Origin of the sequence: Pseudarthrobacter enclensis (assembly GCF_001457025.1) — a bacterium.
In the GTDB taxonomy this organism is placed as follows: Bacteria; Actinomycetota; Actinomycetes; order Actinomycetales; family Micrococcaceae; genus Arthrobacter; species Arthrobacter enclensis.
Map to the genome: position 1 here is coordinate 168072 of NZ_KQ758603.1, position 22595 is coordinate 190666.

The following is a 22595-nucleotide window of genomic DNA, read 5'->3' on the forward strand; positions in this document are numbered from 1 at the left end:
GCACCCAACTGAGTAGCGCCAAGTGCCGTTCTGGGGCCCCAAAACGGCACTTACTGCTACCTAGTTGAAGACCACCGTCCGGTTGCCGTCCAGCAGCACCCGGTGCTCGGCGTGCCACTGCACGGCCTGGACCAGGGTCCGGCCTTCCACGTCGCGGCCCATCTGGACGAACTGCTCCGCGGTGCGGGCGTGGTCCACCCGGATGACTTCCTGTTCGATGATCGGCCCCTCGTCGAGGGCGGCCGTCACGTAGTGGGCCGTGGCGCCGATCAGCTTCACGCCGCGGGCATGCGCCTGGTGGTAGGGCTTGGCCCCCTTGAAGGACGGGAGGAACGAGTGGTGGATGTTGATCGCCTTGCCGGCCAGGTCGGTGCACAGTTCATCGGAAAGGACCTGCATGTAACGCGCCAGCACGGTCAGTTCGATCTCATGCTCGGCGATGAGCGCCCGCAGCTTGTCCTCGGCCTGCCCCTTGGTGTCCTTTGTCACCGGAATGTGGTGGAACGGGATGCCGTAGAACCCGGCCAGCCCGGCCAGGTCCTGGTGGTTGGACACGATGGCCGGGATCTCGATGGGCAGGGTTCCGGAGCGCTGCTGGAACAGCAGGTCATTAAGGCAGTGGGCCGAGGTGCTGGCCATCACCAGGGTGCGGACCTTCTCGCCGACCGTGTTGAGGCTCCACTGCATGGCGAAGGCGTCCGCCACAGGCTCCAGGGCCGCCCGCAGTTCCGAGGCAGGCGCGGCGGTGGTCACTTCCACCCGCATGAAGAAGTTGCCGGTGGCAGGGCTGCCGTACTGCTGCGAATCCACGATGTTGCTTCCTGCCACCAGCAGGGCGCCGGCCACGGCGTGGACGATTCCGGGGCGGTCCGGGCAGGACAGGGTTACGACATACGCTTGGTTCAGCTGCTCTTCATTCACGCGTCATAGCCTACCCGCGCAGCCGGTGCCGGTTTTGGTAGTCTGGTGTGGTCGCAACTGGCGTTGGGTGGCTAACCACCAGGGAGCGGCAATCACGAAGACCACGGATCGTACGCCTGGGCCGAGGGTCATGTTTTGCCGGAAATGGGGCTGCGCCCTCGTCAGCACAGCAGCGCCATGCCAACGCTTCCGCGCACTGTCATCAAGGCAGCGCGGGAGTGCACCAGCCGGTAGCCTGACCTAAGCAGTGCCCGTATCCCTAGCCAGGAGTTCCCCGTGACTAGTACAGCCACCTCAACAACCCACGTCAGCAACCAGCCGCTGGCCGAGCTTGATCCCGAAATCGCCAAAGTCCTCGAGCAGGAGCTTGGGCGCCAGCGCGGCACCCTGGAAATGATCGCTTCCGAGAACTTCGCGCCCCGCGCCGTGATGGAAGCCCAGGGTTCCGTCCTGACCAACAAGTACGCCGAGGGCTACCCGGGCCGCCGCTACTACGGCGGCTGCGAATACGTCGACGTTGCAGAGCAGCTGGCCATCGACCGGGTCAAGGCCCTGTTCGGCGCCGAGTTCGCCAACGTCCAGCCGCACTCCGGAGCGCAGGCCAACGCCGCCGCCCTCTCCGCCATGATCACCCCCGGCGACAAGATCCTCGGCCTGTCCCTGGCCCACGGCGGCCACCTGACCCACGGGATGAAGCTGAACTTCTCCGGCAAGCTGTACGAGGTTGCCGCCTACCAGGTGGAAGAGGACACCTTCCGGGTGGACATGGACAAGCTGCGTGAGCAGGCCATCAAAGAGAAGCCGCAGGTCATCATCGCCGGCTGGTCCGCCTACCCGCGGCACCTGGACTTCGCTGCCTTCCGCTCCATCGCCGATGAGGTCGGCGCACTGCTCTGGACCGACATGGCCCACTTCGCCGGCCTGGTGGCAGCCGGACTGCACCCGAGCCCGGTGCCGCACTCCGACGTCGTCACCTCCACCGTGCACAAGACCCTCGCCGGACCGCGGTCCGGCGTGATCCTGGCCAAGGAACAGTACGGCAAGAAGCTCAACTCCAACGTGTTCCCCGGCCAGCAGGGCGGCCCGCTCATGCACGTCATCGCCGCCAAGGCCGTGGCCTTCAAGATCGCCGGCAGCCAGGAATTCAAGGAACGCCAGGAACGCGTCCTCGAAGGCGCCAGGATCATCGCCGACCGCCTGAACCAGGCCGACGTCGCCGAAGCCGGCGTCTCCGTCCTGACCGGCGGCACCGACGTGCACCTGGTCCTGGTGGACCTGCGCAACTCCCAGCTGGACGGCCAGCAGGCCGAGGACCTCCTGCACTCCGTAGGCATCACCGTGAACCGCAACGCCGTTCCGTTCGATCCCCGCCCGCCGATGGTCACCTCCGGCCTGCGCATCGGCACCCCGGCCCTGGCCACCCGCGGATTCGGCGCCGCCGAGTTCACCGAGGTTGCCGAGATCATCGCCACTGCGCTCAAGGCCGGCCACGGCGCCGACGTCGAGGCCCTGCAGGCCCGCGTCGACAAGCTCGCCGCCGACTTCCCGCTCTACCCCCAGCACGAGCAGTGGTAACCCATGACTGAAACCACCACCGCACAGATCCTGGACGGCAAGGCCACCGCCGCTGCCATCAAGGAAGAGCTGACAGAACGCGTGGCCGCACTCAAGGCCAAGGGCGTCACCCCCGGCATCGCCACTGTGCTGGTGGGCGCGGACCCGGCCTCGCAGCTGTACGTCTCCATGAAGCACAAGCAGTCCGTGCAGATCGGCATGAACTCGATCCGGCGCGAGCTGCCGGCGGACGCCACCCAGGCCGACGTCGAGGACCTCATTGACGAACTCAATGCGGACCCCGCCTGCCACGGCTACATCGTGCAGCTCCCGTTGCCCAAGCACCTGGACACCGACGCCATCCTGGAGCGGATCGATCCCGCCAAGGACGCCGACGGGCTCCACCCGACCAACCTTGGCCGCCTGGTGCTCAACGTCAACGGAGAGATCACCACACCGCTGCCGTGCACGCCCCGCGGCGTCATCGAACTCCTCGAACGCAACGGGTACAGCCTGGCCGGCAAGCACGTGGTGGTGGTGGGCCGCGGCGTCACCATCGGCCGGTCGATCGGCCTGCTGCTCACGCGGCGTGCCGTCAACGCCACGGTGACCCTGACCCACACCGGCACCAGGAACCTGTCGGAACTGCTGAAGCAGGCGGACGTGATTGTCGGCGCCGCGGGCGTCAAGCACATCGTCAAAGCCGCGGACGTGAAACCGGGTGCGGCGCTGCTGGACGTCGGCGTGACCCGCGAAACCGATCCGGAGACCGGCAAGAGCCGGGTGCACGGCGACATCGAACCGGCTGCCGCCGAGGTGGCCGGCTGGATCTCGCCCAACCCGGGCGGGGTCGGTCCCATGACTGTCGCGCTGCTGATGACCAACGTTGTCGAAGCTGCGGAACGCGCCGCGGAGCAGGCTGGCTAGCCACCGGACGCAACCCACGACGGCGGCGCGGAACTTTTCGAGCGAAAGGTTCCGCGCCGCCGTCGGCCGCTAAGTACCAAACTGCAAGTGCCCTTCCACATCCCCGACGCCTGAACTAGTGTGCGGAGGGTGCACAACGAAGCCATCCTGCCGTCCGGCACCCGGTCCGGCAGCCCGCCGTCGCGCCCCATTGTCATCGCAGCGGAGAACCTGACCAAGAAGTACGGCGACCTGGCCGCCGTCAACGGCATCTCCTTTTCGGTGCCGGCGGGGCAGTCCTTCGGGCTGCTGGGCCCCAACGGTGCAGGAAAGTCCACCGCCATGAAGATGATCGGCGGGGTCACCCGGCGAACCTCGGGCCGCCTGGACATCATGGGCCTGGACCCGGACACGCACGGCCCCGAGGTGCGCGCCCACCTGGGCGTGGTGCCGCAGCAGGACAACCTGGACGAGGAACTGCGGGTCCGGGACAACCTCCTGGTCTACGGCCGCTACTTCGGGCTGCCCATGAGCTACCTCAAGCCCAAGGCCGACGAACTGCTGGAGTTCGCCCAGCTGACGGACAAGGCAAAATCCAAGGTGGATGCGCTCTCCGGCGGCATGAAGCGGCGTCTCACCATCGCCCGCTCGCTGATCAATGAACCGCGCATCCTGCTGCTGGACGAGCCCACCACCGGGCTCGACCCGCAGGCCCGGCACATCCTGTGGGACCGCCTGTTCCGGCTCAAGGAACAGGGCGTCACCCTTGTCCTCACCACGCACTACATGGACGAGGCCGAGCAGCTGTGCGACCGGCTGATCGTGGTGGACAAGGGGCGGATCATGGCTGAGGGCTCACCGGCCCGGCTGATCCGCGAACACTCCACCCGGGAGGTGGTGGAACTGAGGTTCGGTTCCGAACGGAACACCACCATCGCGGCCGAGCTGGACGGGATCGGCGAACGCCTTGAAGTGCTGCCGGACCGGGTGCTGATCTACGCGGACGACGGCGAGTCAGCCCTTGAGCAGGTTGCGTCCCGCGGCCTGCGGCCGCTGACCTCCCTGGTGCGCCGGTCCTCGCTGGAGGATGTCTTCCTCCGGCTGACGGGACGGAGCCTCGTTGACTGACGCACGGCCGGTGCCGGGAACCGCGGCGCTGCGGGCCCACAGTCCCGCCGTGTCCGCGCAGAGGGCACGGCGGTGGGGAGCCTTCTATTACGCGGAACAGGTGCTGCGGGTGATGAAGGGCTACAGCTGGTCCATCGTCATGTACAGCGTGGGCGTTCCGGTGGCCTACCTGTTCGCCATGGGGGTCGGCCTGGCCACCCTCGTGGACAGCCAGGGCGGAACCGCCTTCGGGGGAGTGAGCTACCTGGCGTTCATCGCCCCGGCCCTGCTGGTCTCGGCCGCCGTGATGACTGCGGCCAACGAGTTCACTTTCCCCGTGATGGACGGTTTCAAATGGCGCCGCACGTACTACGGGCCGCACGCATCGCCCCTGACGCCGGGCCAGATCGCGGCGGGCCACATTATGGCCGTCACGTTGAGGCTGCTGCTCCAGTCCGCCATCTACTTCATCGCCGTGGCGCTTTTCGGGGCGGCCCCGGCCGGCTCTGCCTGGGCCCTTATTCCGCTGGCCACGCTGGCCGGGCTGTCGTTCGGGCTGCCGCTGATGGCGTACTCGGCGGCCATCACCGAGGACAAGGGCCAGTTCGCCCTGGTGATGCGCTTCATCGTCATGCCGCTGTTCCTCTTCTCCGGCACGTTCTTCCCGCTGGACAGCCTGCCGCTGGCCGTGCGCTGGATCGGGTGGATTTCACCCGTCTGGCACGGCACCGAACTGGGCCGCGTCCTGGGCTACGGCTACCAGGAGCCGCCGCTGCTGACGCTCCTGCACCTCGCCGTCCTGGCCGGCCTGGCAGTGCTCGGCTGGGTCCTGGCCCGGCGCAGATTCGCCCTGAGGATGGGGCAATGAGCGCCCGCACAGCGTCCGGCCCGGCAGATCCGGTCCCCACGGCCGGGGCGGAAACAGAGGCAGCCCGGAACCGGACGTTCGGCCCGCTCTACTCACGAAATGCCAGGGCCGTGATCGCCCGGGGGCTGATGGCCACGCGCAGCACCAACTGGCTGGTCATGCTGTCCGGCTTCTTCGAACCGGTGCTTTTCCTCGTATCCATGGGCGTGGGGCTCGGCGCCATCGTCGGCACCGTTGAAGGTCCGGACGGCACCCCCATCAGCTACGCGGCCTACATTGCCCCCGCCCTGCTGGCCGTCTCCGCCATGAACGGGGCCGTGTACGACTCCACCTGGAACGTGTTCTTCAAGATGAACTTCGCCAAGCTGTACCAGGGCATGCTCTACACGTCGCTGGGTCCGCTGGACGTGGCCCTGGGCGAGATCTTCCTGGCGCTGCTGCGCGGCATGCTCTACGCCACCGGATTCACGGCCGTCATGGGCGTCATGGGGCTGATCACCACGCCCTGGGCCCTGCTGATGGTCCCGGCCTCGGTGCTGATTGCGTTCGGCTTCGCGAGCCTGGGCATGGGCATCACCAGCTTCCTGAAGACGTTCCAGCAGATGGACTGGATCAACTTCATCCTGCTGCCCATGTTCCTGTTCAGCGCCACCTTCTACCCCCTCAGCGTCTACCCCGTGCCGGTCCAGTGGTTCATCCAGGCCATGCCGCTGTGGCACGGGGTTGAGCTGCTCCGGCAGATCAGCGTCGGCGTCTTCACCGCAGCCACTCCGCTGCACATTGCCTACTACCTGGTGATGACCGCCGCGGGCATGCTGCTGACCACCCTGCGCTTGCGGAGCCTCTTCCTGAAGTAGCCGCGTGTTCGCCGGAGGTGGAAGGCGGCAGGAGCACTCCGTGCCGTTTGAGAGAATGGATGCATGCAATCTCTGGGCAACCCCAATTCTTCCGCCAAGGCCGCCAGGGGCGGGTTCTCGATGTTCCGCATCAGCGGACCCGGACTGATGGTCCTGCTGACGGCGTTCGTTGTGGCCGTCATCTTCGCCGCGAACCAGAACGACGTCGTGGGCTGGGTTGTTGCCGTCATCGCCTTCTTCTGGCTGGCGCTGGCCTGCTTCGTGGTGTTCAGCATCCGCAAGGCCGCCCGCAAAGCCGGCGCCAAGCTCAGTGAAGCCCAGAGCGCGTTCACGTCCGCCGCCGGCCGCGGGCCGTCGTCGTCCGCCGCAGACCACGGCGGCACCCAGGTAGTGTACGAGCGCAACGAAGCCGACGAGGTCCGCGACCTCAAGCTGGACCATTCCTTCAAGATCGTGCAGGTCCAGATCCGGGTAGTGGAAGAGGAACGGGCCAAGGGCGCCGCAGCCAACCAGGACACCATCAACCGGGCGCTCGAGACCATCGAGATCACGGCCACCAATGCCCGGGACATGATCAAGTCCTCCGGCAACGGGGAACCGGTGACCGGAACCATCATCGACTAGAGTGGAACGGGTGAGCTCGGCATTGAAGAAGGACCACCTTCGCATCGCATCCGTCAACGTCAACGGCCTCCGGGCTGCTTACCGGAACGGAATGGCTGCCTGGCTGGAGCCGCGCGACGTGGACATTCTCTGCCTCCAGGAAGTCCGTGCCCCTGACGCTGTCGTCCGGGAACTGCTCGGGGACGGCTGGCACATCCTGCACGCCGAAGCCGAAGCCAAGGGCCGCGCCGGTGTGGCCATCGCATCCCGGGAAGAGCCGCTCGCCACCCGCAACGGCATCGGGGACGACTACTTCGCAACCGCCGGGCGCTGGGTGGAAGCCGACTTCCGGCTCACCAACTCCGCGGGGGAACGGGTGCAGCTCACCGTTGCCAGCGCCTACGTCCACTCCGGCGAGGCCGGCACGCCCAAGCAGGATGACAAGTACCGGTTCCTTGACGCCATGGGCACCCGCCTGCCCGAACTGTCCAAGCACAGCGACCATGCCCTGGTGGTGGGCGACCTCAACGTGGCCCACACTCCCCTGGACATCCGGAACTGGAAGGGCAACCTGAAGAAGGCCGGCTTCCTCCCGGAGGAACGCGCCTACTTTGACCGCTTCTTCGGCGAGGACATCGGCTGGCACGATGTCCACCGCACCATGTCCGGCGAAATGGATGGGCCGTACACCTGGTGGTCGTGGCGCGGCAAGGCGTTCGACAACGACGCCGGCTGGCGCATCGACTACCACATGGCCACCCCGGTGCTTGCCGCCTCGGCGGTTTCCGCCGTCGTGGACCGCGCGGCCACGTACGACACCCGCTTCTCCGACCATGCCCCGCTGGTAGTGGACTACCGGCTCTAAGCACAAAGGTTTTACTGAATGACTCACCAGCCAACCCCGGCAGCCAAGAAGCGCATCCTGTCGGGTGCCAAGCCCACGGCCGACTCCCTGCACCTGGGCAACTACATCGGTGCGGTCCGCAACTGGGTGGACATGCAGGCTGAATACGATGCCGTGTTCTTCATCCCGGACCTGCACGCCATCACGGTGGATTTCGATCCCACCGAGCTCGCCAAGCGCACGCGGACCGTCGCTGCCCAGTACATCGCAGCGGGCATTGACCCGGACAAGAGCATCTTCTTTGTCCAGTCCCACGTCCCCGAGCATGCCCAGCTCGCCTGGGCCCTGAACTGCATCACCGGTTTCGGCGAAGCCTCGCGGATGACCCAATTCAAGGACAAGACGCAGAAGTCCGGCGCGGACTCAGCCACGCTGGGCCTCTTCGCCTACCCCACGCTCATGGCGGCGGACATCCTGCTCTACCAGACGGACCTGGTCCCGGTAGGGGAGGACCAGCGGCAGCACCTGGAGCTGACCCGCAACCTGGCGCAGCGCTTCAACACGAAGTTTGGTCCCACGTTCACCGTTCCCGAGGCCACGATCGTCAAGGAGCGGGCCAAGATCTACGATCTCCAGAACCCCAGCGCCAAGATGTCCAAGACCGGGGAATCGCCCAACGGTGCCATCCAGCTCCTGGAGGACCCCAAGATCGCGGCCAAGCGCATCAAGTCAGCCGTGACCGACGCCGGCACGGAGATCCGGTTCGATCCGGAGGAAAAGCCGGGCGTCTCGAACCTGCTGACCATCTACTCGTCCCTCACCGGCAAGTCCGTGGCGGACCTGGAAGCCGAGTACCAGGGCAGGATGTACGGGCACCTCAAGGTGGACCTGGCCGAGGTGGTGGTGGATTTCGTCACCCCGCTGCGCAACCGCACCAACGAACTCATGGCCGATCCCGCCGAGCTGGACAGGCTGCTGGCCTCCGGTGCCGACCGGGCGCGCGAGATCGCCTCGGCCACGCTGGCGACCGTCTACGAGCGAATGGGCTTCCTGCCCTCCCACAGCCTCGCAGGAGTCCGCTAGCACCATGTCTTCCAGCGTAGGGGTAATCCTCGGGTTCCCGCCTGACATCGCAGCGGAGCTGCAGCGCTGGCGTGCGTCCTTCGGGGATCCGCTGGCGGATGTTGTGCCGGCGCACATCACGCTGGTGACCACCACCCCCACGCACGACTGGCAGGCCACCCTGGACCACGTCCGCGAGGTGGCCCGCGGCCAAAGCCCCTTCATGGTGACCATTGCCGGCACCGGAAGCTTCCGGCCGGTCTCGCCGGTGGTGTTCATCAGGGTGGAGGAGGGTTTCGAGCAGTGCGTCGAGCTGCACGAAAAGCTCCAGCAGGGCCCGCTGGCACGCGAACTCCCGTTTGCCTACCATCCGCATGTCACGATCGCCCACGACGTCGCCCCCGAAGCCCTCGATGAGGCCGAAACGGTGCTCAAAGGCTACAGGGCCAGCTTCCCCGTGGTTAGCATGGGACTCTACGAGCATGATGCAGACGGCATCTGGCAGCTACGGGAAGAGCTGGACTTTGGGACCGAAACTGACAACGACGCCGGCACCCGATACGCGATCGCCGCTGCGGAAGCAGCAGCCCAGGCAGGCGGGGCAGCCTCTTCCCACTGAACGCGCCAAACTGCAGCTCGCCGTCATCCAGAAGCGGATGGACTGGAGCAAAGCCAGGCGGTCCGGCGGCGGTCCTTTCGCGTCGATCCTTGCCATGGTGCAGTGGATCGTGGCCCGGTTGAACGCCTTCCGTCCCATGCGGGCATTCAGGCACTACACGCTCCAGCATGGCCCGCTGATGAGCGCCGGGATCGGCTTCAACATGTTCTTCTCCATCACCGGCCTGCTGGCCACCGGATTCTCGGTGGCCGGACTGGTGCTGCGCGGACAGCCGGCGCTGCTGGACAGCATCGTCACCAGCGTGGCCTCCAGCGCGCCCGGCCTGCTGAAGGTCAACGGCGGCACCGGGCTGGTTGATCCCCAGGACCTCCTGGACCCCCAGGGCCTGGGCCTCACCGCGCTCATCGCCGCGATCGTCACCGTCATCACGTCCCTGGGGTGGATCGCCGGACTCAGGGACGGACTGCGCGGCGTCATGGAACTGCCGCCGCTCATGCTCAACCCGGTCCTGATGAAGCTCCGCGACGCCGGGACCCTGCTGCTGCTGGGCGTCGCCCTGGTCATCAGTGCGGGCGCCTCGCTGGTGTTCGGAACCGCCGCCGGCTGGGTGACGGATTTCCTCAACCTCAATGATGCCGTGGCCGGGCCGTTGACCACCTCGATCAAAATCGCAGTGCCGCTGGTCCTGGGCTGGGTGACGGCGCTGATCATGTTCCGGCTGGCCGGTGGCCTGAAGCTCTCCCGCCGCGCCCTCCTCGAAGGGACCATCCTGGCCGCCGTGGGCACCACCATCCTGCAGATCTTCAGCACCGAACTGTTGGCCGGCGCGGGCCGGAACCCCATCCTCGCTCCGTTCGCCATCATCATCGGCCTGCTGATCTGGTTCAACTTCGTCAGCCAGGTTTACCTGGTGTCCGCCGGCTGGGCAGCCGTCCGCGAAGCAGACCTGAAGTCCGGCGAGGCACCGCGGAAGACCGTCCTGGGCGCGCGCCGGCCCACACCGCAGACCTGACCCGCTGACGCCGGAGTACCGGTTCCGGAGCATTCCATCCCCATCACGGCCCGGGACCTCGCTTGCGTGTAGCGCACGCAGTGGCCCTGTTCCCGCGCCCTGCCGGTGTGATACGTTTCACGAAACCGTTTTCCCATGAGGAAGAAGCGTACCCGATGGCGAGTCGCCTGCTCCGCACGTTCCGGAAATCTGTCTCACTGGCCAGCGCCGCAGCCCTGGTGGCGTTAACGGCGGCGTGCTCCAGCCCTGTCACGGACGGCCAACAGGGCGGCCCGGTCGAAATCCGGTTTTCCTGGTGGGGCAACGCCGGCCGGGCCGAGCTGACCACCAAAGCCATCGCCGAATTTGAGGCAGCGAATCCCGACATCAAGGTGAAACCCGAATTCGGCGACATTAGTGGTTACTTCGACAAGCTCGCAACACAGGTAGCAGCCAACGATGCGCCGGACGTCATTACCCTTGGCGGCGCCTACCCGGCTGAGTACGCAAACCGGGGTGCGCTGCTGGACCTGTCAAAGGTTGAGGGCCAGCTTGACCTGTCGCAGCTGGACCAGGGCGCATTGGAGAACGGCCAGGTGCAGGGCACTCAGTACGGTGTGTCCACCGGAGCCAATGCCCTTGCAATCGTCGTCAATCCCAAGGTGTTCGAGGCGGCGGGTGTCCCGCTGCCGCACGATGGCACCTGGAGCTGGGACGATTTCGCACAGACTGCCGCGGACATTACAGCAAAGAGCCTAAAGGGGACGTACGGAACGGCAACGGTCCTCACCCACGACTCCCTGGATGCCTTCGCTCGCCAGCGCGGAGAAGCGCTCTACACCCAGGACGGAGAACTCGGCCTCGGCAAGGAGACGGTGCAAGAATACTTCGACTTCTCGCTGAAGCTCAGCGAAACGGGTGCCGCCCCCAATGCTTCGGAGACAGTGGAGAAACTCAACGTCAGCACCGAACAGACCCTGATGGGGATGGGACAGGCCGGCATGATGCTCACCTGGAGCAACTCCCTGACGGCCCTGAGCAAGGCCTCCGGTGCGGAGCTTCAACTGATGAAGCTGCCTGGCGAAACCCCGCAAGCAGGCATCTGGCTGCAATCCTCGCAGTTCTACACCATCTCAGCGCGCAGCAAGCACACTGAAGCCGCTGCGAAACTCGTCAACTTCCTGGTGAACAACGAGGCAGCGGCGAAGATCATCCAGAGCGACCGCGGCGTTCCCAGCAACCCGGCCATGCGCACGGCCATCCAGGACCTGCTGACCCCGCAGGGAAAAGTTGAAGCCGGTTATATTGACGGGATCGGCAAAATGGAGTTTGCGCCCACGTTCATCGGACCCACCGGGTCAACCGCAGTCTCCGAGATAACCGCCCGCATCAACGCCGATGTCCTGTTCAAACGGCTGACCCCGGAAAAGGCTGCAGAGCAGTGGCTCAACGAAAGCAAGGCCGCAATCGGCAAGTAGGCCGGCGCCGGGCCGGCCAGTGTCAGGATGCGTTCCCGGCGTCGAGGTACTGGTCGGCCCAGGCGGCAATGATCTTGCCGGCACGGGCAGCCTGCCCCTTACCGGTCAGCAGGTGGTCGCTGCCTTCCAGGGAAACGAAGTTCCGGGGGTGGCGTGCGGTCTGGAAGATGGTGCTCGCGTTTTCGATCCCCACGGTGTTGTCCGTGGGGGAGTGGAGCACCATAAGCGGCTTGTGCAACGTCCGGATGCAGACGGTCAGGTCGGCGTTTTCAAGGTCCTCCACAAAGTGTTTCCGGATCTCCACCCGCTTGCCGCCCAGGTCCACTTCGGCGGCACCCTCGCTGAGGATCTTGTCCAGTGCGGCGTCAAAGACGTGGGCCACGTGCTTAGGGGAGAACGGGGCACCCACGGTGGCAACGGCGTCGAGCTCCGGAATCTCCCGTGCCGCTGCGAGCACCGCGGCCCCGCCGAAGGAATGGCCCACCAGCAGTGAGATTTCCTTGCCCTGGCTGCGCATGAATTCGGCCGCCTTGACGGTGTCCGCCACCTTGTGGCTGAAGGAACCCGCGGACCACTCGCCGGCGGAGCCTCCCAGGCCCAGGTTGTCGAACCGCAGCATGCCCACACCGCTGTCGGCCAGGGCCTTGCACATCCGCGATGCTGAGGGGCTGTCCTTGCCCAGGGTGAAACCGTGCGAGAACACGCCCCATCCTTTGACGGGACCTTCGGGGATGTCGATGATGCCGGAGAGCATCTCGCCGGTGGAACCTTCAAAGCTGACCTTTTCGGAGCGGGACACGGAATCCCCTTTCTGATCCTGCCGTTGCCCTATCAGATAAGGGCCCTAAAACCCGGTTTTAGGGACTCCATCTGATAGGGCAACGGGCGTTTTGGTGGTGAGACGACGACGGCGCCGGCCCCTTGGGTGGGGACGGCGCCGTCGTCGGGGGTGTCCTGCGTCAGATCCGGCGGGACAGGATCGCCTGCTTGACCTCGGCGATGGCCTGCGTAACCTGGATGCCGCGGGGGCAGGCCTCGGAGCAGTTGAAGGTGGTGCGGCAGCGCCACACGCCTTCCTTGTCGTTAAGGATCTCCAGGCGCATGTCACCGGCGTCATCGCGGGAATCGAAGATGAAGCGGTGTGCGTTCACGATCGCTGCCGGGCCGAAGTACTGGCCGTCGGTCCAGAACACGGGGCAGGAGGACGTGCACGCGGCGCACAGGATGCACTTGGTGGTGTCGTCGAAGCGCTCCCGGTCCTCGGCGGACTGCAGGCGTTCCCGGGTGGGCTCGTGGCCCTTGTTGATCAGGAACGGCATGACCTCGCGGTAGGACTGGAAGAACGGTTCCATGTCCACGATGAGGTCCTTCTCCACCGGCAGGCCCTTGATGGGTTCCACGGTGATGGGCTTGGACGTGTCCAGGTCCTTCAGCAGGGTCTTGCAGGCGAGCCGGTTCCGGCCGTTGATGCGCATGGCGTCGGAACCGCACACGCCGTGGGCGCAGGAGCGGCGGAAGGACAGGCTGCCGTCCATCTCCCACTTGACCTTGTGCAGGGCGTCCAGGACACGGTCCGTGCCGTACATGGTCAGGTGGAAGTCATCCCAGGTCGCTTCCCCGGAGACCTCCGGGTTGTACCGGCGCACGCGCAGGTGGACATCGAACGTGGGGATTTCGCCGCCACCGCCGACGCCGGCAGGCAGTTCAATCTTTGAGGCTGGCTCAGCGATTTCAGCGGTCATCTTAGTACTTCCTCACCATCGGCTCGTAGCGGGTAAAGACAACCGGCTTGGTGGCCAGGCGGATGCCGGCGATTGACTCCGCCGTTCCGTCTGCCGGCGCGTGGTCGTCCTTGTACGCCATGGAGTGCTTCATGAATTTCTCGTCGTCGCGGTCCGGGAAGTCCTCGCGGAAGTGTCCGCCGCGGGATTCTTCACGGTGCAGGGCTGCCACGGTCATCACCTTGGCCAGTTCCAGCAGGAAGCCGAGTTCCACGGCCTCCAGCAGGTCCAGGTTGAAGCGCTTGCCCTTGTCCTGGACGCTGATGCGCTTGTACCGCTCCTCGAAGGAGGCGATGTCGCGCAGCACCTGGTTCAGGGTGTCGGCGGTGCGGAACACCTGCATGTTGGCGTCCATGGTGTCCTGCAGTTCCTTGCGGATCTGGGCCACCTTCTCCTCGCCGGTGCCGTTGCGGGCAATGTCCAGCAGGTCGGTGGTGTACGCCGTGGGGTTTTCCGGCAGTTCCACGAACTGGGCGGTCTTGGCGTACTCCGCAGCGGCGACGCCGGCACGCTTGCCGAACACGTTGATGTCCAGCAGCGAGTTGGTGCCAAGGCGGTTGGAGCCGTGGACCGAGACGCAGGCCACCTCACCGGCGGCGAACAGGCCGGGGATGACGGTCTCGTTGTCCTGCAGGACTTCGGTTTCGATGTTCGTGGGGATGCCGCCCATGGCGTAGTGGGCGGTGGGGAACACGGGGACCGGTTCGGTGTAGGGCTCAACACCGAGGTAGGTGCGGGCGAACTCGGTGATGTCCGGAAGCTTGGCATCGATGTGGGCCGGTTCCAGGTGCGTCAGGTCCAGCAGGACGTAGTCCTTGTTCGGGCCGCAGCCGCGGCCTTCACGGACTTCGTTGGCCATGGAGCGGGCCACGATGTCGCGGGGAGCGAGGTCCTTGATGGTGGGGGCGTAGCGCTCCATGAAACGCTCGCCCTCGGAGTTGCGCAGGATCGCGCCTTCGCCACGGGCCGCCTCGGAGAGGAGGATGCCCAGGCCGGCCAGGCCGGTCGGGTGGAACTGGAAGAATTCCATGTCCTCCAGGGGGATGCCGCGGCGGAACGCGATGCCCATGCCGTCGCCGGTCAGCGTATGGGCGTTGGAGGTGGTCTTAAAGACCTTGCCGGCGCCGCCCGAGGCGAACACCACGGACTTGGCCTGGAAGACATGCAGTTCACCGGTGGCGAGGTCGTAGGAGACCACGCCGGCAACACGCTTCTGCTTGTAGGACGTGCCGTCCTCGCGGACAGCGTCCTCCTCGACCGTCAGCAGGTCCAGGACGTAGTACTCGTTGTAGAACTCAACGTTGTGCTTGACGCAGTTTTGGTACAGCGTCTGCAGGATCATGTGGCCGGTGCGGTCCGCCGCGTAGCAGGCGCGGCGGACGGGTGCCTTGCCGTGGTCGCGGGTGTGGCCGCCGAAGCGGCGCTGGTCGATGCGGCCTTCGGGCGTGCGGTTGAACGGCAGGCCCATCTTTTCCAGGTCAAGTACGGCGTCGATGGCTTCCTTGGCCATGACCTCCGCGGCGTCCTGGTCCACCAGGTAGTCGCCGCCCTTGACGGTGTCGAACGTGTGCCACTCCCAGTTGTCTTCCTCGACATTGGCAAGTGCTGCACACATGCCACCCTGCGCCGCACCGGTGTGCGAGCGGGTGGGGTAGAGCTTGGTCAGTACTGCTGTGCGCGCACGCTGACCGGATTCGATCGCGGCGCGCATGCCAGCGCCACCGGCACCGACGATGACGACGTCGTACTTATGGACCTGCATACCAGACGCTCTTTCTCTCAAAATTCGCAATAAAACAATCGGGGCCTGATGCTGTCCCCGCACAGCAGGGCCCGCGGTCTATGCCCGCGGGCCCGGGATGGTGCTGGTGCTAGGCAGGGCAGAATCCGCCAGGCAGCGGAACGCCGTCCACCACGGGGCACGGATCGAAGGTGAAGATCACCAGGGTGCCCAGGATGATGATGACCGCGGCGGCCGAGTAGAGGACCGTCTTCAGCCAGCGGCGGGTGGAGTCCTTCTCGGCGTAGTCGTTGATGATGGTGCGCACGCCGTTGGTTCCGTGCAGCATGGCCAGCCACAGCATGGCCAGGTCCCAGAACTGCCAGAACGGGTCAGCCCACTTGCCGGCCACGAAGCCGAAATCGATGGCGTGGATGCCCTCGCCCACCATCAGGTTAACGAAGAGGTGTCCGAAGATAAGGACCACCAGCACCACGCCGGAAAGGCGCATGAACAGCCAGGCGATCATCTCGAAGTTGCCCCGGCTGCCGCCGCTGCGGCGGTACTGCGGAGCGATCCGGCCGCTGCGCGGGCTCTCGATGGTTGCAGTCATGGCTTAGTGACCTCCGAGGGCGAGGGACAGGTGGCGGATGGAGAAGGCAACCATGGTGACGAGCCACAGGCCAAGGACGGCCCACAGCATCTGCCGCTGGTACTTGGCGCCCTTCTTCCAGAAGTCCACCGCGATGATGCGCAGGCCATTGAAGGCGTGGAAAACGATCGCGGCAACGAGGCCGGTCTCACCCAGTGCCATCAGCGGATTCTTGTACGCGCCGATGACGGCGGTGTAGGCCTCCGGGGACACGCGCACCAGGCTGGTGTCCAGCACGTGGACCAACAAGAAGAAAAAGATCACTACACCGGTAATGCGGTGTCCTACCCAGGACCACATGCCTTCACGGCCGCGGTACAAGGTGCCAGCTGGTTTTGTCGGCACTGATAAACCTCCCTGCGACACAGCGGCGCTGGCATGAGATCCACGCGGGGGGAACGCCTGCTGCGAGAGCACTCTTAGCTCAGGCCTAAATCTAGGCTTCGCTCACAGCTTATTCAATTTCGGGGCTCTTTGCTTGCCAGCAGTGGCGCGGATTTTCCGATTTTTTGAGACAAACCCCACAAAGCCTTGCCTCCGGAGCGGCCATCCTGCTCGTGCGGAGGGTACGGCAGCGCCGCCCGGGACACGGCCGGAGGCACCCCGTCGGCTAAAGTTAGCGGTGATGAGTACAGACAAAGTGACAAGCCCGGCATCACCCCTGGACCGCTTCTATGCGGTGATTCCGGCCGGCGGAGTGGGGACCCGCCTCTGGCCCCTGTCACGAGCCGCAGCTCCCAAGTTCCTTCACGACCTCACCGGTTCGGGCAGCACGCTGCTGCGCGCCACCTATGACCGGCTGCAGCCGCTGGCGGGCACCCGCATGCTGGTGGTCACCGGCAAGGCACACCGCGACGCGGTCTGCCGGCAGCTGCCCGAAGTGCAGGACGCGGACCTGGTCCTCGAGTCCGAGCCGAAGGATTCCGCCGCCGCCATCGGACTGGCCGCTGCCATCCTGCACGAACGTGATCCGGGGACCATCATGGGCTCCTTCGCCGCGGACCAGGTGATCAGCCCGGACCGGCTCTTCCAGGAGGCTGTCCGCGAGGCGATCCACACGGCGGCCGCCGGCAAGATCGTGACCATCGGGATCAAACCGACCCACCCGTCCACCGGCTTCGGCTACATCCGCTCCGGCCAGCAACTGCGCGTCGAGGGCGCACCCAGTGCGCAGGACGTGGTGGAGTTCGTCGAGAAGCCGGACGAGGTCGTGGCCCAGCAGTATGTGGACAGCGGCAACTATGTCTGGAACGCCGGCATGTTCGTCGCCCCGGTGGCCCTGCTGCTCAAGCACTTGGAAGCCAACCAGCCCGAGCTGTTCCAGGGGCTGCAGGAGATCGCCCGCGCCTGGGACACCCCGGAGCGGGATGAGGTCACTGCGCGGGTGTGGCCCACCCTGCCCAAGATCGCCATCGACTACGCGGTGGCCGAGCCTGCCGCCGAAGCCGGGGACGTCGCCGTCGTGCCCGGGACCTTCCGGTGGGACGACGTTGGCGACTTCGCCTCCGTGGGCCGGCTCAATTCCGCCAAGGAAGTCGACGCCGTCACAGTGCTCGGTGAGGGCGCGCGGGTGTTCACGGAGAACTCCAGCGGCGTGGTGGTCACGGACACCAAACGCGTCATCGCCCTGATTGGCATCGAAGACGTGGTCATCGTGGATACCCCGGATGCCCTGCTGGTGACCACCATGGCCAACTCCCAGCGGGTCAAGGCAGCCGTGGACGCGCTCAAGGCCAGCGGCGACACCGACGTCCTCTAGGGCGGACCGGCGCCTCATCCCGGGCCCCGGCCTTGGGCCCGGGATGTAACGCGGCGACCGTGATGGGCGCTATTGGTGCCGTGATCGCTAGAGTGAAGCAGTGCGCAATTACACTACTGAAGCCGAGCCCACCGCGCTGGTGGCTCCATGGCTCGAGCCGCTGCTGCCGGAACTGATCGAATTCCGCAGGGACCTCCACGCGCATCCCGAACTGTCGTTCAAGGAATTCCGCACCACGGACAAACTGGCCGAACGGCTGGAGGCGGCAGGCCTCTCGCCGCGCCGCCTCGAAGGCACCGGACTCACCGTGGACGTGGGGGAGGGTCCCATCGCCACCGCCCTTCGCGGGGACATTGACGCCCTGCCCATCATCGAGGAAACCGGCCTGCCGTTCGCCTCGAAGAACCATGGCGTGACGCACGCCTGCGGCCACGACGTCCACACCACCACCATGCTGGGCATCGCCCTGGTCCTGCACCGCATGCACCAGGAAACGCCGCTGGGCGCCACCATCCGGATCATCTTCCAGCCCGCCGAGGAGACCATGCCCGGCGGCGCCCACGCCTGCATCGAGCAGGGCGTGCTGGAGGGCGTTCCGCGGATCCTGGCACTGCACTGCGACCCCCGGATCGAAGTGGGGAAAATCGGCACGCGCATCGGCGCCATCACGTCCGCATCGGACACCATCCGGATCGAGCTGTCCGGCCGCGGCGGCCACACGTCCCGGCCGCACCTGACCGAGGACCTGGTTTTCGCCCTGGCCCAGATCGCCGTCAACGTCCCGGCCGTGCTGTCCCGGCGCGTCGACGTCCGCAGCGGCGTGTCCGTGGTCTGGGGCCAGATTTCCGCAGGGTCGGCCCCCAATGCCATCCCCGGCACCGGCTACATGGCAGGGACCATGCGCTGCCTGGACCGGGACGCCTGGCATGCCGCCGGCGAACTGCTGGACGAGGTGGTCCACCAGGTGGCGGCACCCTACGGCGTGGACGTCCACCTGGAGCACACCAGGGGTGTGCCGCCGGTGGTGAACTCCGAGCATGAAACCGCGTTGATCGAGGCCGCCGCGCGAGCGGAGATCGGTGAAAGCGCCGTGGTCCTGACGCCGCAGTCCATGGGCGGCGAGGATTTCGCCTGGTTCCTGGCGGAACTTCCCGGGGCGATGATGCGGCTTGGCACCAAGACGCCGGGCGGGGAGGACTTCGACCTGCACCGCGGCGACTACATCCTGGATGAGCGGGCACTGGGCCTGGGCATCCGGGTGCTCACCGGCGCCGCGCTGCGCACCATCCGCGACCTGTAGGTCCACGGCTCCGCACTTTCCGCGGCCGGCCCGGCCCGGGACAAGGCGCGACGACGGCACCCGTCCAGGTGCCGGCGTCGCGCCTTTTCCCTTTACAGGACACACGCGCGCCAGCCATATAAGTTGTGCACAATTGAATTGTTCGCTATCTTTGTAGCCATGACCGATGCTCCCCGCCTCGACCGGCAAGTGTGTTTCGCGCTCTACTCCGCATCCCGTGCCGCCACGGCCGTGTACCGGCCCGTGCTGGAGGACCTGGGCCTGACCTATCCGCAGTATCTGGTGATGCTGGTGCTCTGGGAGGACCAGCCGCGCGGGGTCAAGGAGCTTGGCCGCGAACTCGGGCTCGATTCGGGCACGCTCTCGCCGCTGCTCAAACGCCTCGAAGCCCTGGGCCTGGTGGAACGCCGGCGCTCCGGCGACGACGAGCGCCGCGTGGCCATCCACCTGACGCCCGCCGGGCAGGGCCTCAGCAGCAAGGCCGCCGCCATTCCCCAACGCCTGGCCGATGCCGCGGGACTCACTCCCGCCGAACTCGAACAGCTGCGCGGCACCCTCAGCAAACTCACCGCCGCCCTCCATGACGCCGTCTGACGTCGGGGCGCCCACGACCCCCATCCACCCCGAAAGAAAGGTCCTCCCCGTGAAGACCCTTTACACCGCTGAAGCCCTTGCCACCGGCGAGGGCCGCGACGGCAACGCACGCACCAACGACGGCAAACTCGACGTGGGCCTCGCCAGTCCCGTCGAGCTCGGCGGAAGCGGCCAGGGCACGAATCCGGAGCAGCTCTTCGCCGCCGGCTACGCGGCCTGCTTCCACTCCGCCCTCCGCCTGGTGGGCCGCAAGGAACGCGCCGACCTGACCGATTCCGCGGTCGCCGCGAAGGTCCACCTCGGCCAGCTGGACGGCGGCGCCGGCTTTGGACTCTCCGCCGAGTTGGAAATCGCGCTCCCCGCGCTGGACTTGGCCACCGCCGAAGCCCTCGTGGCAAAGGCGCACCAGGTCTGCCCCTATTCCAACGCCACCCGCGGCAACATCACCGTAGACCTCAAGATCCTGGAGTACGCAGCATGAGCACCACAGTCCTGCCCGCAGCCACCCGTGAAATCCAGCTTGCCTCCCGCCCGGTAGGCCGGCCCGTCCCGGAAAACTTCCGCCTGGCCGAGTCACCGCTGCCGGAACTGGGCGAGGGCCAGATCCTGGTGCGGAACCTGTTCATCTCCGTTGACCCCTACATGCGCGGCCGCATGAACGACACCAAGTCCTACTCGGCCCCGTTCGCGCTGGACGAAGCGCTCGACGGCGGCGCGGTGGGCGAGGTCATCGCTTCCCGTTCGGACGCGCACAGGGAAGGGGACGTCGTCGTCCATGCCCTTGGCTGGCGTGAGTACGCCGTCGTGGACGGCAACGCGGGGACCCCTGCCCGTACGGACCTGGCCCCGGCTTCCGCCTTCCTGGGCGCCCTCGGAATGACTGGCCTCACTGCCTACGCAGGCCTGCTGAAGGTCGCCGAATTCAAGGAAGGGGACGTGGTCTTCGTTTCCGGCGCCGCGGGAGCCGTCGGTTCCCTCGTGGGGCAGATCGCCAAGGCCATGGGCGCTGCGCGTGTCATCGGATCCGCCGGTTCACCGGCCAAGGTGGCGCGGCTCCTGGAGCTTGGTTTCGACGCCGCCTTCGACTACCACGACGGTCCTGTCCGGGAGCAGCTGGAGAAGGCCGCCGGGGACCGGGGGATCGACGTCTACTTCGACAACGTCGGCGGTGAGCACCTCGAGGCAGCACTGTCCGTCATGAACGTTGGGGGACGCGTTGCCATGTGCGGCGCCATTGCCCAGTACAACTCCACCGAACCTACGCCGGCCCCGCACAACCTCATGCTGGCCATCGGCAAGCAGTTGACGCTGCGCGGCTTCCTGGTGGGCGGCCAGCGGCAGCACTCGGCGGAGTTCGCCGAAAAGATGGCCGGCTGGCTGGCCAGCGGTACGGTCCGCTACGACGAAACCGTCGTGGATGGCCTGGAGAACGCGCCGCAGGCGTTCATGGACCTGCTGGACGGGGCCAACACGGGCAAGATGCTGGTCCGGCTGTAGTCCCGTTCCACCATCAGCACCACCAGGGGTGCCGCGGTTCCGCGGCACCCCTACTGCTTGGTAACAACTTGTAAACAATCTCCGGGAAGGGGCGCCGGCGTGCTATGGGCACGTGGCGCAGGCCACTAAAGTGATGGCATCAGTGCGCTCCGGCGCATGCTGCGGGCCATCAGTGACAACAGAATTTCAGTGCAGAAACGGACACTCATTGAATTCGTGCCGTAGCGCCACTCTCGCATCCTGGAGGAATCTTGATGACATCACTGCGTGCACGCATTAAGCGCGGTTCAATGGCCGGCCTGGCTACCGTCAGTGCCTCAGCACTACTTTTGACAGCCTGCGGCGCAGCTCCCGAGAGCGGCGGCGGCTCCACCGCCGGCGCCAGCGACTACACCGGCTGCATCGTCTCCGACTCCGGCGGATTCGATGACCAGTCCTTCAACCAGTCCTCCTACGAGGGCCTGAAGAAGGCTGAAAAGGACCTGGGCATCAAGGTCAACCAGGTGGAGTCCAAGACGAACAACGACTTCGAACCCAACCTCCGCGCCATGGTCACCGCCGGCTGCAACCTCACCGTCACCGTGGGATTCCTGCTGGGCGACGCCACCAAGGCCCAGGCGGCAGCCAACCCGGACAGCCACTTCGCCATCATCGACTTCGGCTACGACACCCCGATCAGCAACGTCAAGCCCATCATCTACGACACGGCCCAGGCAGCATTCCTTGCAGGCTACCTTGCCGCAGGCAGCACCAAGACCGGCACCGTGGCCACCTTCGGCGGCATCAAGATCCCCACCGTGACCATCTTCATGGACGGCTACGCCGACGGCGTCAAGTACTACAACGAGAAGAAGGGCAAGAACGTCAAGCTACTCGGTTGGAACAAGGACGCCCAGGACGGCAGCTTCACCGGCGACTTCGAAAAGCAGGACGTTGGAAAGCAGCTCACGCAGAACTTCCTGGACCAGGGCGCGGACATCGTCATGCCCGTGGCAGGCCCCGTCGGCAAGGGTGCGGGCGCTGCCCTGAAGGAAGCCAAGGACGCAGGAAAGGACGTCAAGCTGATCTGGGTTGACTCCGACGGCTTCCTCACCGCCCCGGACTACAAGGACATCATGCTGTCCTCGGTCATGAAGCAGATGGGCGAGGCCGTGGAAACCGTGGTGAAGGAGGACAAGGAAGGCAAGTTCAGCAACACCCCCTACGTTGGCACCCTCGCCAACGACGGCGTGCAGCTGGCACCCTTCCACGACTTCGACTCCCAGGTCCCGGCGGACCTGAAGTCCGAGCTCGACCAGATCAAGAAGGACATCGTGGACGGCAAGCTGAAGGTCGAATCGGCCGCCAGCCCCAAGGCCTGACCACGCATCGGCGCCACCGCCGGCCGGTCCCTGACCGGCCGGCGGTGGCGCTTTTTGCTGGGGCTCTTTTTCGGGCCACCGCCCGGTCCTCCAGAGGCTGCACCCACTAGGCTGGTGCTGC

The 22595-nt window shown here is 66.1% G+C and carries 23 protein-coding genes and 1 riboswitch; of the genes, 17 read left to right on the top strand and 6 right to left on the bottom strand.

Annotated features, from left to right (window positions below):
* Positions 1 to 60: 60 nt before the first annotated feature.
* Positions 61 to 921, bottom strand: coding sequence for a formyltetrahydrofolate deformylase (purU, locus tag AS031_RS13205; RefSeq protein WP_058268621.1), 861 nt, complete (start codon positions 919 to 921; stop codon positions 61 to 63).
* 43 nt (positions 922 to 964) lie between these two features.
* Positions 965 to 1050: riboswitch (ZMP/ZTP riboswitch) on the top strand.
* Between the two features lie 147 nt (positions 1051 to 1197).
* Here purU and glyA point away from each other — a divergent pair.
* The 11 genes from glyA to AS031_RS13260 all read left to right on the top strand — a co-directional run bounded on the left by glyA (position 1198) and on the right by AS031_RS13260 (position 11810).
* Positions 1198 to 2496, top strand: a complete 1299-nt coding sequence (glyA, locus tag AS031_RS13210; RefSeq protein WP_058268622.1) for a serine hydroxymethyltransferase — start codon at positions 1198 to 1200, stop codon at positions 2494 to 2496.
* A 3-nt stretch (positions 2497 to 2499) separates the two neighbouring features.
* A complete protein-coding gene (locus AS031_RS13215) occupies positions 2500 to 3402 on the top strand; it encodes a bifunctional methylenetetrahydrofolate dehydrogenase/methenyltetrahydrofolate cyclohydrolase (RefSeq protein ID WP_058268623.1) in 903 nt (300 codons plus the stop codon).
* Between the two features lie 129 nt (positions 3403 to 3531).
* The gene (locus AS031_RS13220) at positions 3532 to 4509 is read left to right on the top strand and encodes an ABC transporter ATP-binding protein (RefSeq protein WP_058268624.1); all 978 of its coding nucleotides are present in this window, start codon (positions 3532 to 3534) and stop codon (positions 4507 to 4509) included.
* Positions 4502 to 5356: an ABC transporter permease gene (locus tag AS031_RS13225; RefSeq protein ID WP_058268625.1), complete on the top strand. Its 855-nt coding sequence runs from the start codon at positions 4502 to 4504 to the stop codon at positions 5354 to 5356. The genes AS031_RS13220 and AS031_RS13225 overlap by 8 nt, the downstream gene beginning before the upstream one ends.
* Positions 5353 to 6213 (top strand): ABC transporter permease, encoded by an 861-nt coding sequence (locus tag AS031_RS13230; protein WP_058268626.1) that lies wholly within the window; start codon positions 5353 to 5355, stop codon positions 6211 to 6213. Before AS031_RS13225 ends, AS031_RS13230 begins: the two co-directional genes overlap by 4 nt.
* Positions 6214 to 6276: 63 nt before the next feature.
* Positions 6277 to 6837: a hypothetical protein gene (locus AS031_RS13235; RefSeq protein WP_058268627.1), complete on the top strand. Its 561-nt coding sequence runs from the start codon at positions 6277 to 6279 to the stop codon at positions 6835 to 6837.
* Between the two features lie 10 nt (positions 6838 to 6847).
* A complete protein-coding gene (locus tag AS031_RS13240; protein ID WP_058268761.1) occupies positions 6848 to 7681 on the top strand; it encodes an exodeoxyribonuclease III in 834 nt (277 codons plus the stop codon).
* An 18-nt stretch (positions 7682 to 7699) separates the two neighbouring features.
* Positions 7700 to 8743 carry a tryptophan--tRNA ligase gene (trpS, locus tag AS031_RS13245; RefSeq protein WP_058268628.1) on the top strand — a complete coding sequence of 348 codons (1044 nt, stop codon included), beginning with the start codon at positions 7700 to 7702 and terminating at the stop codon, positions 8741 to 8743.
* A 4-nt stretch (positions 8744 to 8747) separates the two neighbouring features.
* Positions 8748 to 9341, top strand: coding sequence for a 2'-5' RNA ligase family protein (locus AS031_RS13250; RefSeq protein ID WP_058268629.1), 594 nt, complete (start codon positions 8748 to 8750; stop codon positions 9339 to 9341).
* Positions 9342 to 9378: 37 nt separating this feature from the next.
* Positions 9379 to 10353 carry a YihY/virulence factor BrkB family protein gene (locus AS031_RS13255; RefSeq protein WP_082642012.1) on the top strand — a complete coding sequence of 325 codons (975 nt, stop codon included), beginning with the start codon at positions 9379 to 9381 and terminating at the stop codon, positions 10351 to 10353.
* Positions 10354 to 10508: 155 nt separating this feature from the next.
* A complete protein-coding gene (locus AS031_RS13260) occupies positions 10509 to 11810 on the top strand; it encodes an ABC transporter substrate-binding protein (RefSeq protein ID WP_058268630.1) in 1302 nt (433 codons plus the stop codon).
* Between the two features lie 22 nt (positions 11811 to 11832).
* On the opposite strand, the gene AS031_RS13265 is transcribed toward AS031_RS13260, so the two are convergent.
* The 5 genes from AS031_RS13265 to sdhC all read right to left on the bottom strand — a co-directional run bounded on the left by AS031_RS13265 (position 11833) and on the right by sdhC (position 16308).
* Positions 11833 to 12609 carry an alpha/beta hydrolase family protein gene (locus tag AS031_RS13265; RefSeq protein WP_058268631.1) on the bottom strand — a complete coding sequence of 259 codons (777 nt, stop codon included), beginning with the start codon at positions 12607 to 12609 and terminating at the stop codon, positions 11833 to 11835.
* 160 nt (positions 12610 to 12769) lie between these two features.
* Positions 12770 to 13552, bottom strand: a complete 783-nt coding sequence (locus tag AS031_RS13270) for a succinate dehydrogenase iron-sulfur subunit (protein WP_058268632.1) — start codon at positions 13550 to 13552, stop codon at positions 12770 to 12772.
* Between the two features lies 1 nt (position 13553).
* Positions 13554 to 15353 carry a succinate dehydrogenase flavoprotein subunit gene (gene sdhA / locus AS031_RS13275; RefSeq protein WP_058268633.1) on the bottom strand — a complete coding sequence of 600 codons (1800 nt, stop codon included), beginning with the start codon at positions 15351 to 15353 and terminating at the stop codon, positions 13554 to 13556.
* Between the two features lie 109 nt (positions 15354 to 15462).
* Complete coding sequence (locus AS031_RS13280; protein WP_058268634.1) at positions 15463 to 15924, bottom strand: succinate dehydrogenase hydrophobic membrane anchor subunit; 462 nt, start codon at positions 15922 to 15924, stop codon at positions 15463 to 15465.
* A 3-nt stretch (positions 15925 to 15927) separates the two neighbouring features.
* Positions 15928 to 16308 (bottom strand): succinate dehydrogenase, cytochrome b556 subunit, encoded by a 381-nt coding sequence (gene sdhC / locus AS031_RS13285; protein WP_074446982.1) that lies wholly within the window; start codon positions 16306 to 16308, stop codon positions 15928 to 15930.
* A gap of 280 nt (positions 16309 to 16588) precedes the next feature.
* Between sdhC and AS031_RS13290 the strand changes: the two genes are divergently transcribed.
* From AS031_RS13290 to AS031_RS13315, 6 genes are all read left to right on the top strand, one after another.
* The gene (locus AS031_RS13290; protein ID WP_058268635.1) at positions 16589 to 17722 is read left to right on the top strand and encodes a mannose-1-phosphate guanylyltransferase; all 1134 of its coding nucleotides are present in this window, start codon (positions 16589 to 16591) and stop codon (positions 17720 to 17722) included.
* A gap of 100 nt (positions 17723 to 17822) precedes the next feature.
* On the top strand, positions 17823 to 19022 hold the full coding sequence (locus AS031_RS13295; RefSeq protein ID WP_058268636.1) for an amidohydrolase: 1200 nt from the start codon (positions 17823 to 17825) through the stop codon (positions 19020 to 19022).
* A 159-nt stretch (positions 19023 to 19181) separates the two neighbouring features.
* Positions 19182 to 19616, top strand: coding sequence for a MarR family winged helix-turn-helix transcriptional regulator (locus tag AS031_RS13300; RefSeq protein ID WP_058268637.1), 435 nt, complete (start codon positions 19182 to 19184; stop codon positions 19614 to 19616).
* A gap of 49 nt (positions 19617 to 19665) precedes the next feature.
* On the top strand, positions 19666 to 20097 hold the full coding sequence (locus tag AS031_RS13305) for an organic hydroperoxide resistance protein (protein WP_058268638.1): 432 nt from the start codon (positions 19666 to 19668) through the stop codon (positions 20095 to 20097).
* Complete coding sequence (locus AS031_RS13310) at positions 20094 to 21113, top strand: NADP-dependent oxidoreductase (protein WP_058268639.1); 1020 nt, start codon at positions 20094 to 20096, stop codon at positions 21111 to 21113. The genes AS031_RS13305 and AS031_RS13310 overlap by 4 nt, the downstream gene beginning before the upstream one ends.
* A gap of 254 nt (positions 21114 to 21367) precedes the next feature.
* Positions 21368 to 22474, top strand: a complete 1107-nt coding sequence (locus tag AS031_RS13315) for a BMP family lipoprotein (RefSeq protein WP_058268640.1) — start codon at positions 21368 to 21370, stop codon at positions 22472 to 22474.
* The last annotated feature ends 121 nt before the right edge of the window (positions 22475 to 22595 follow it).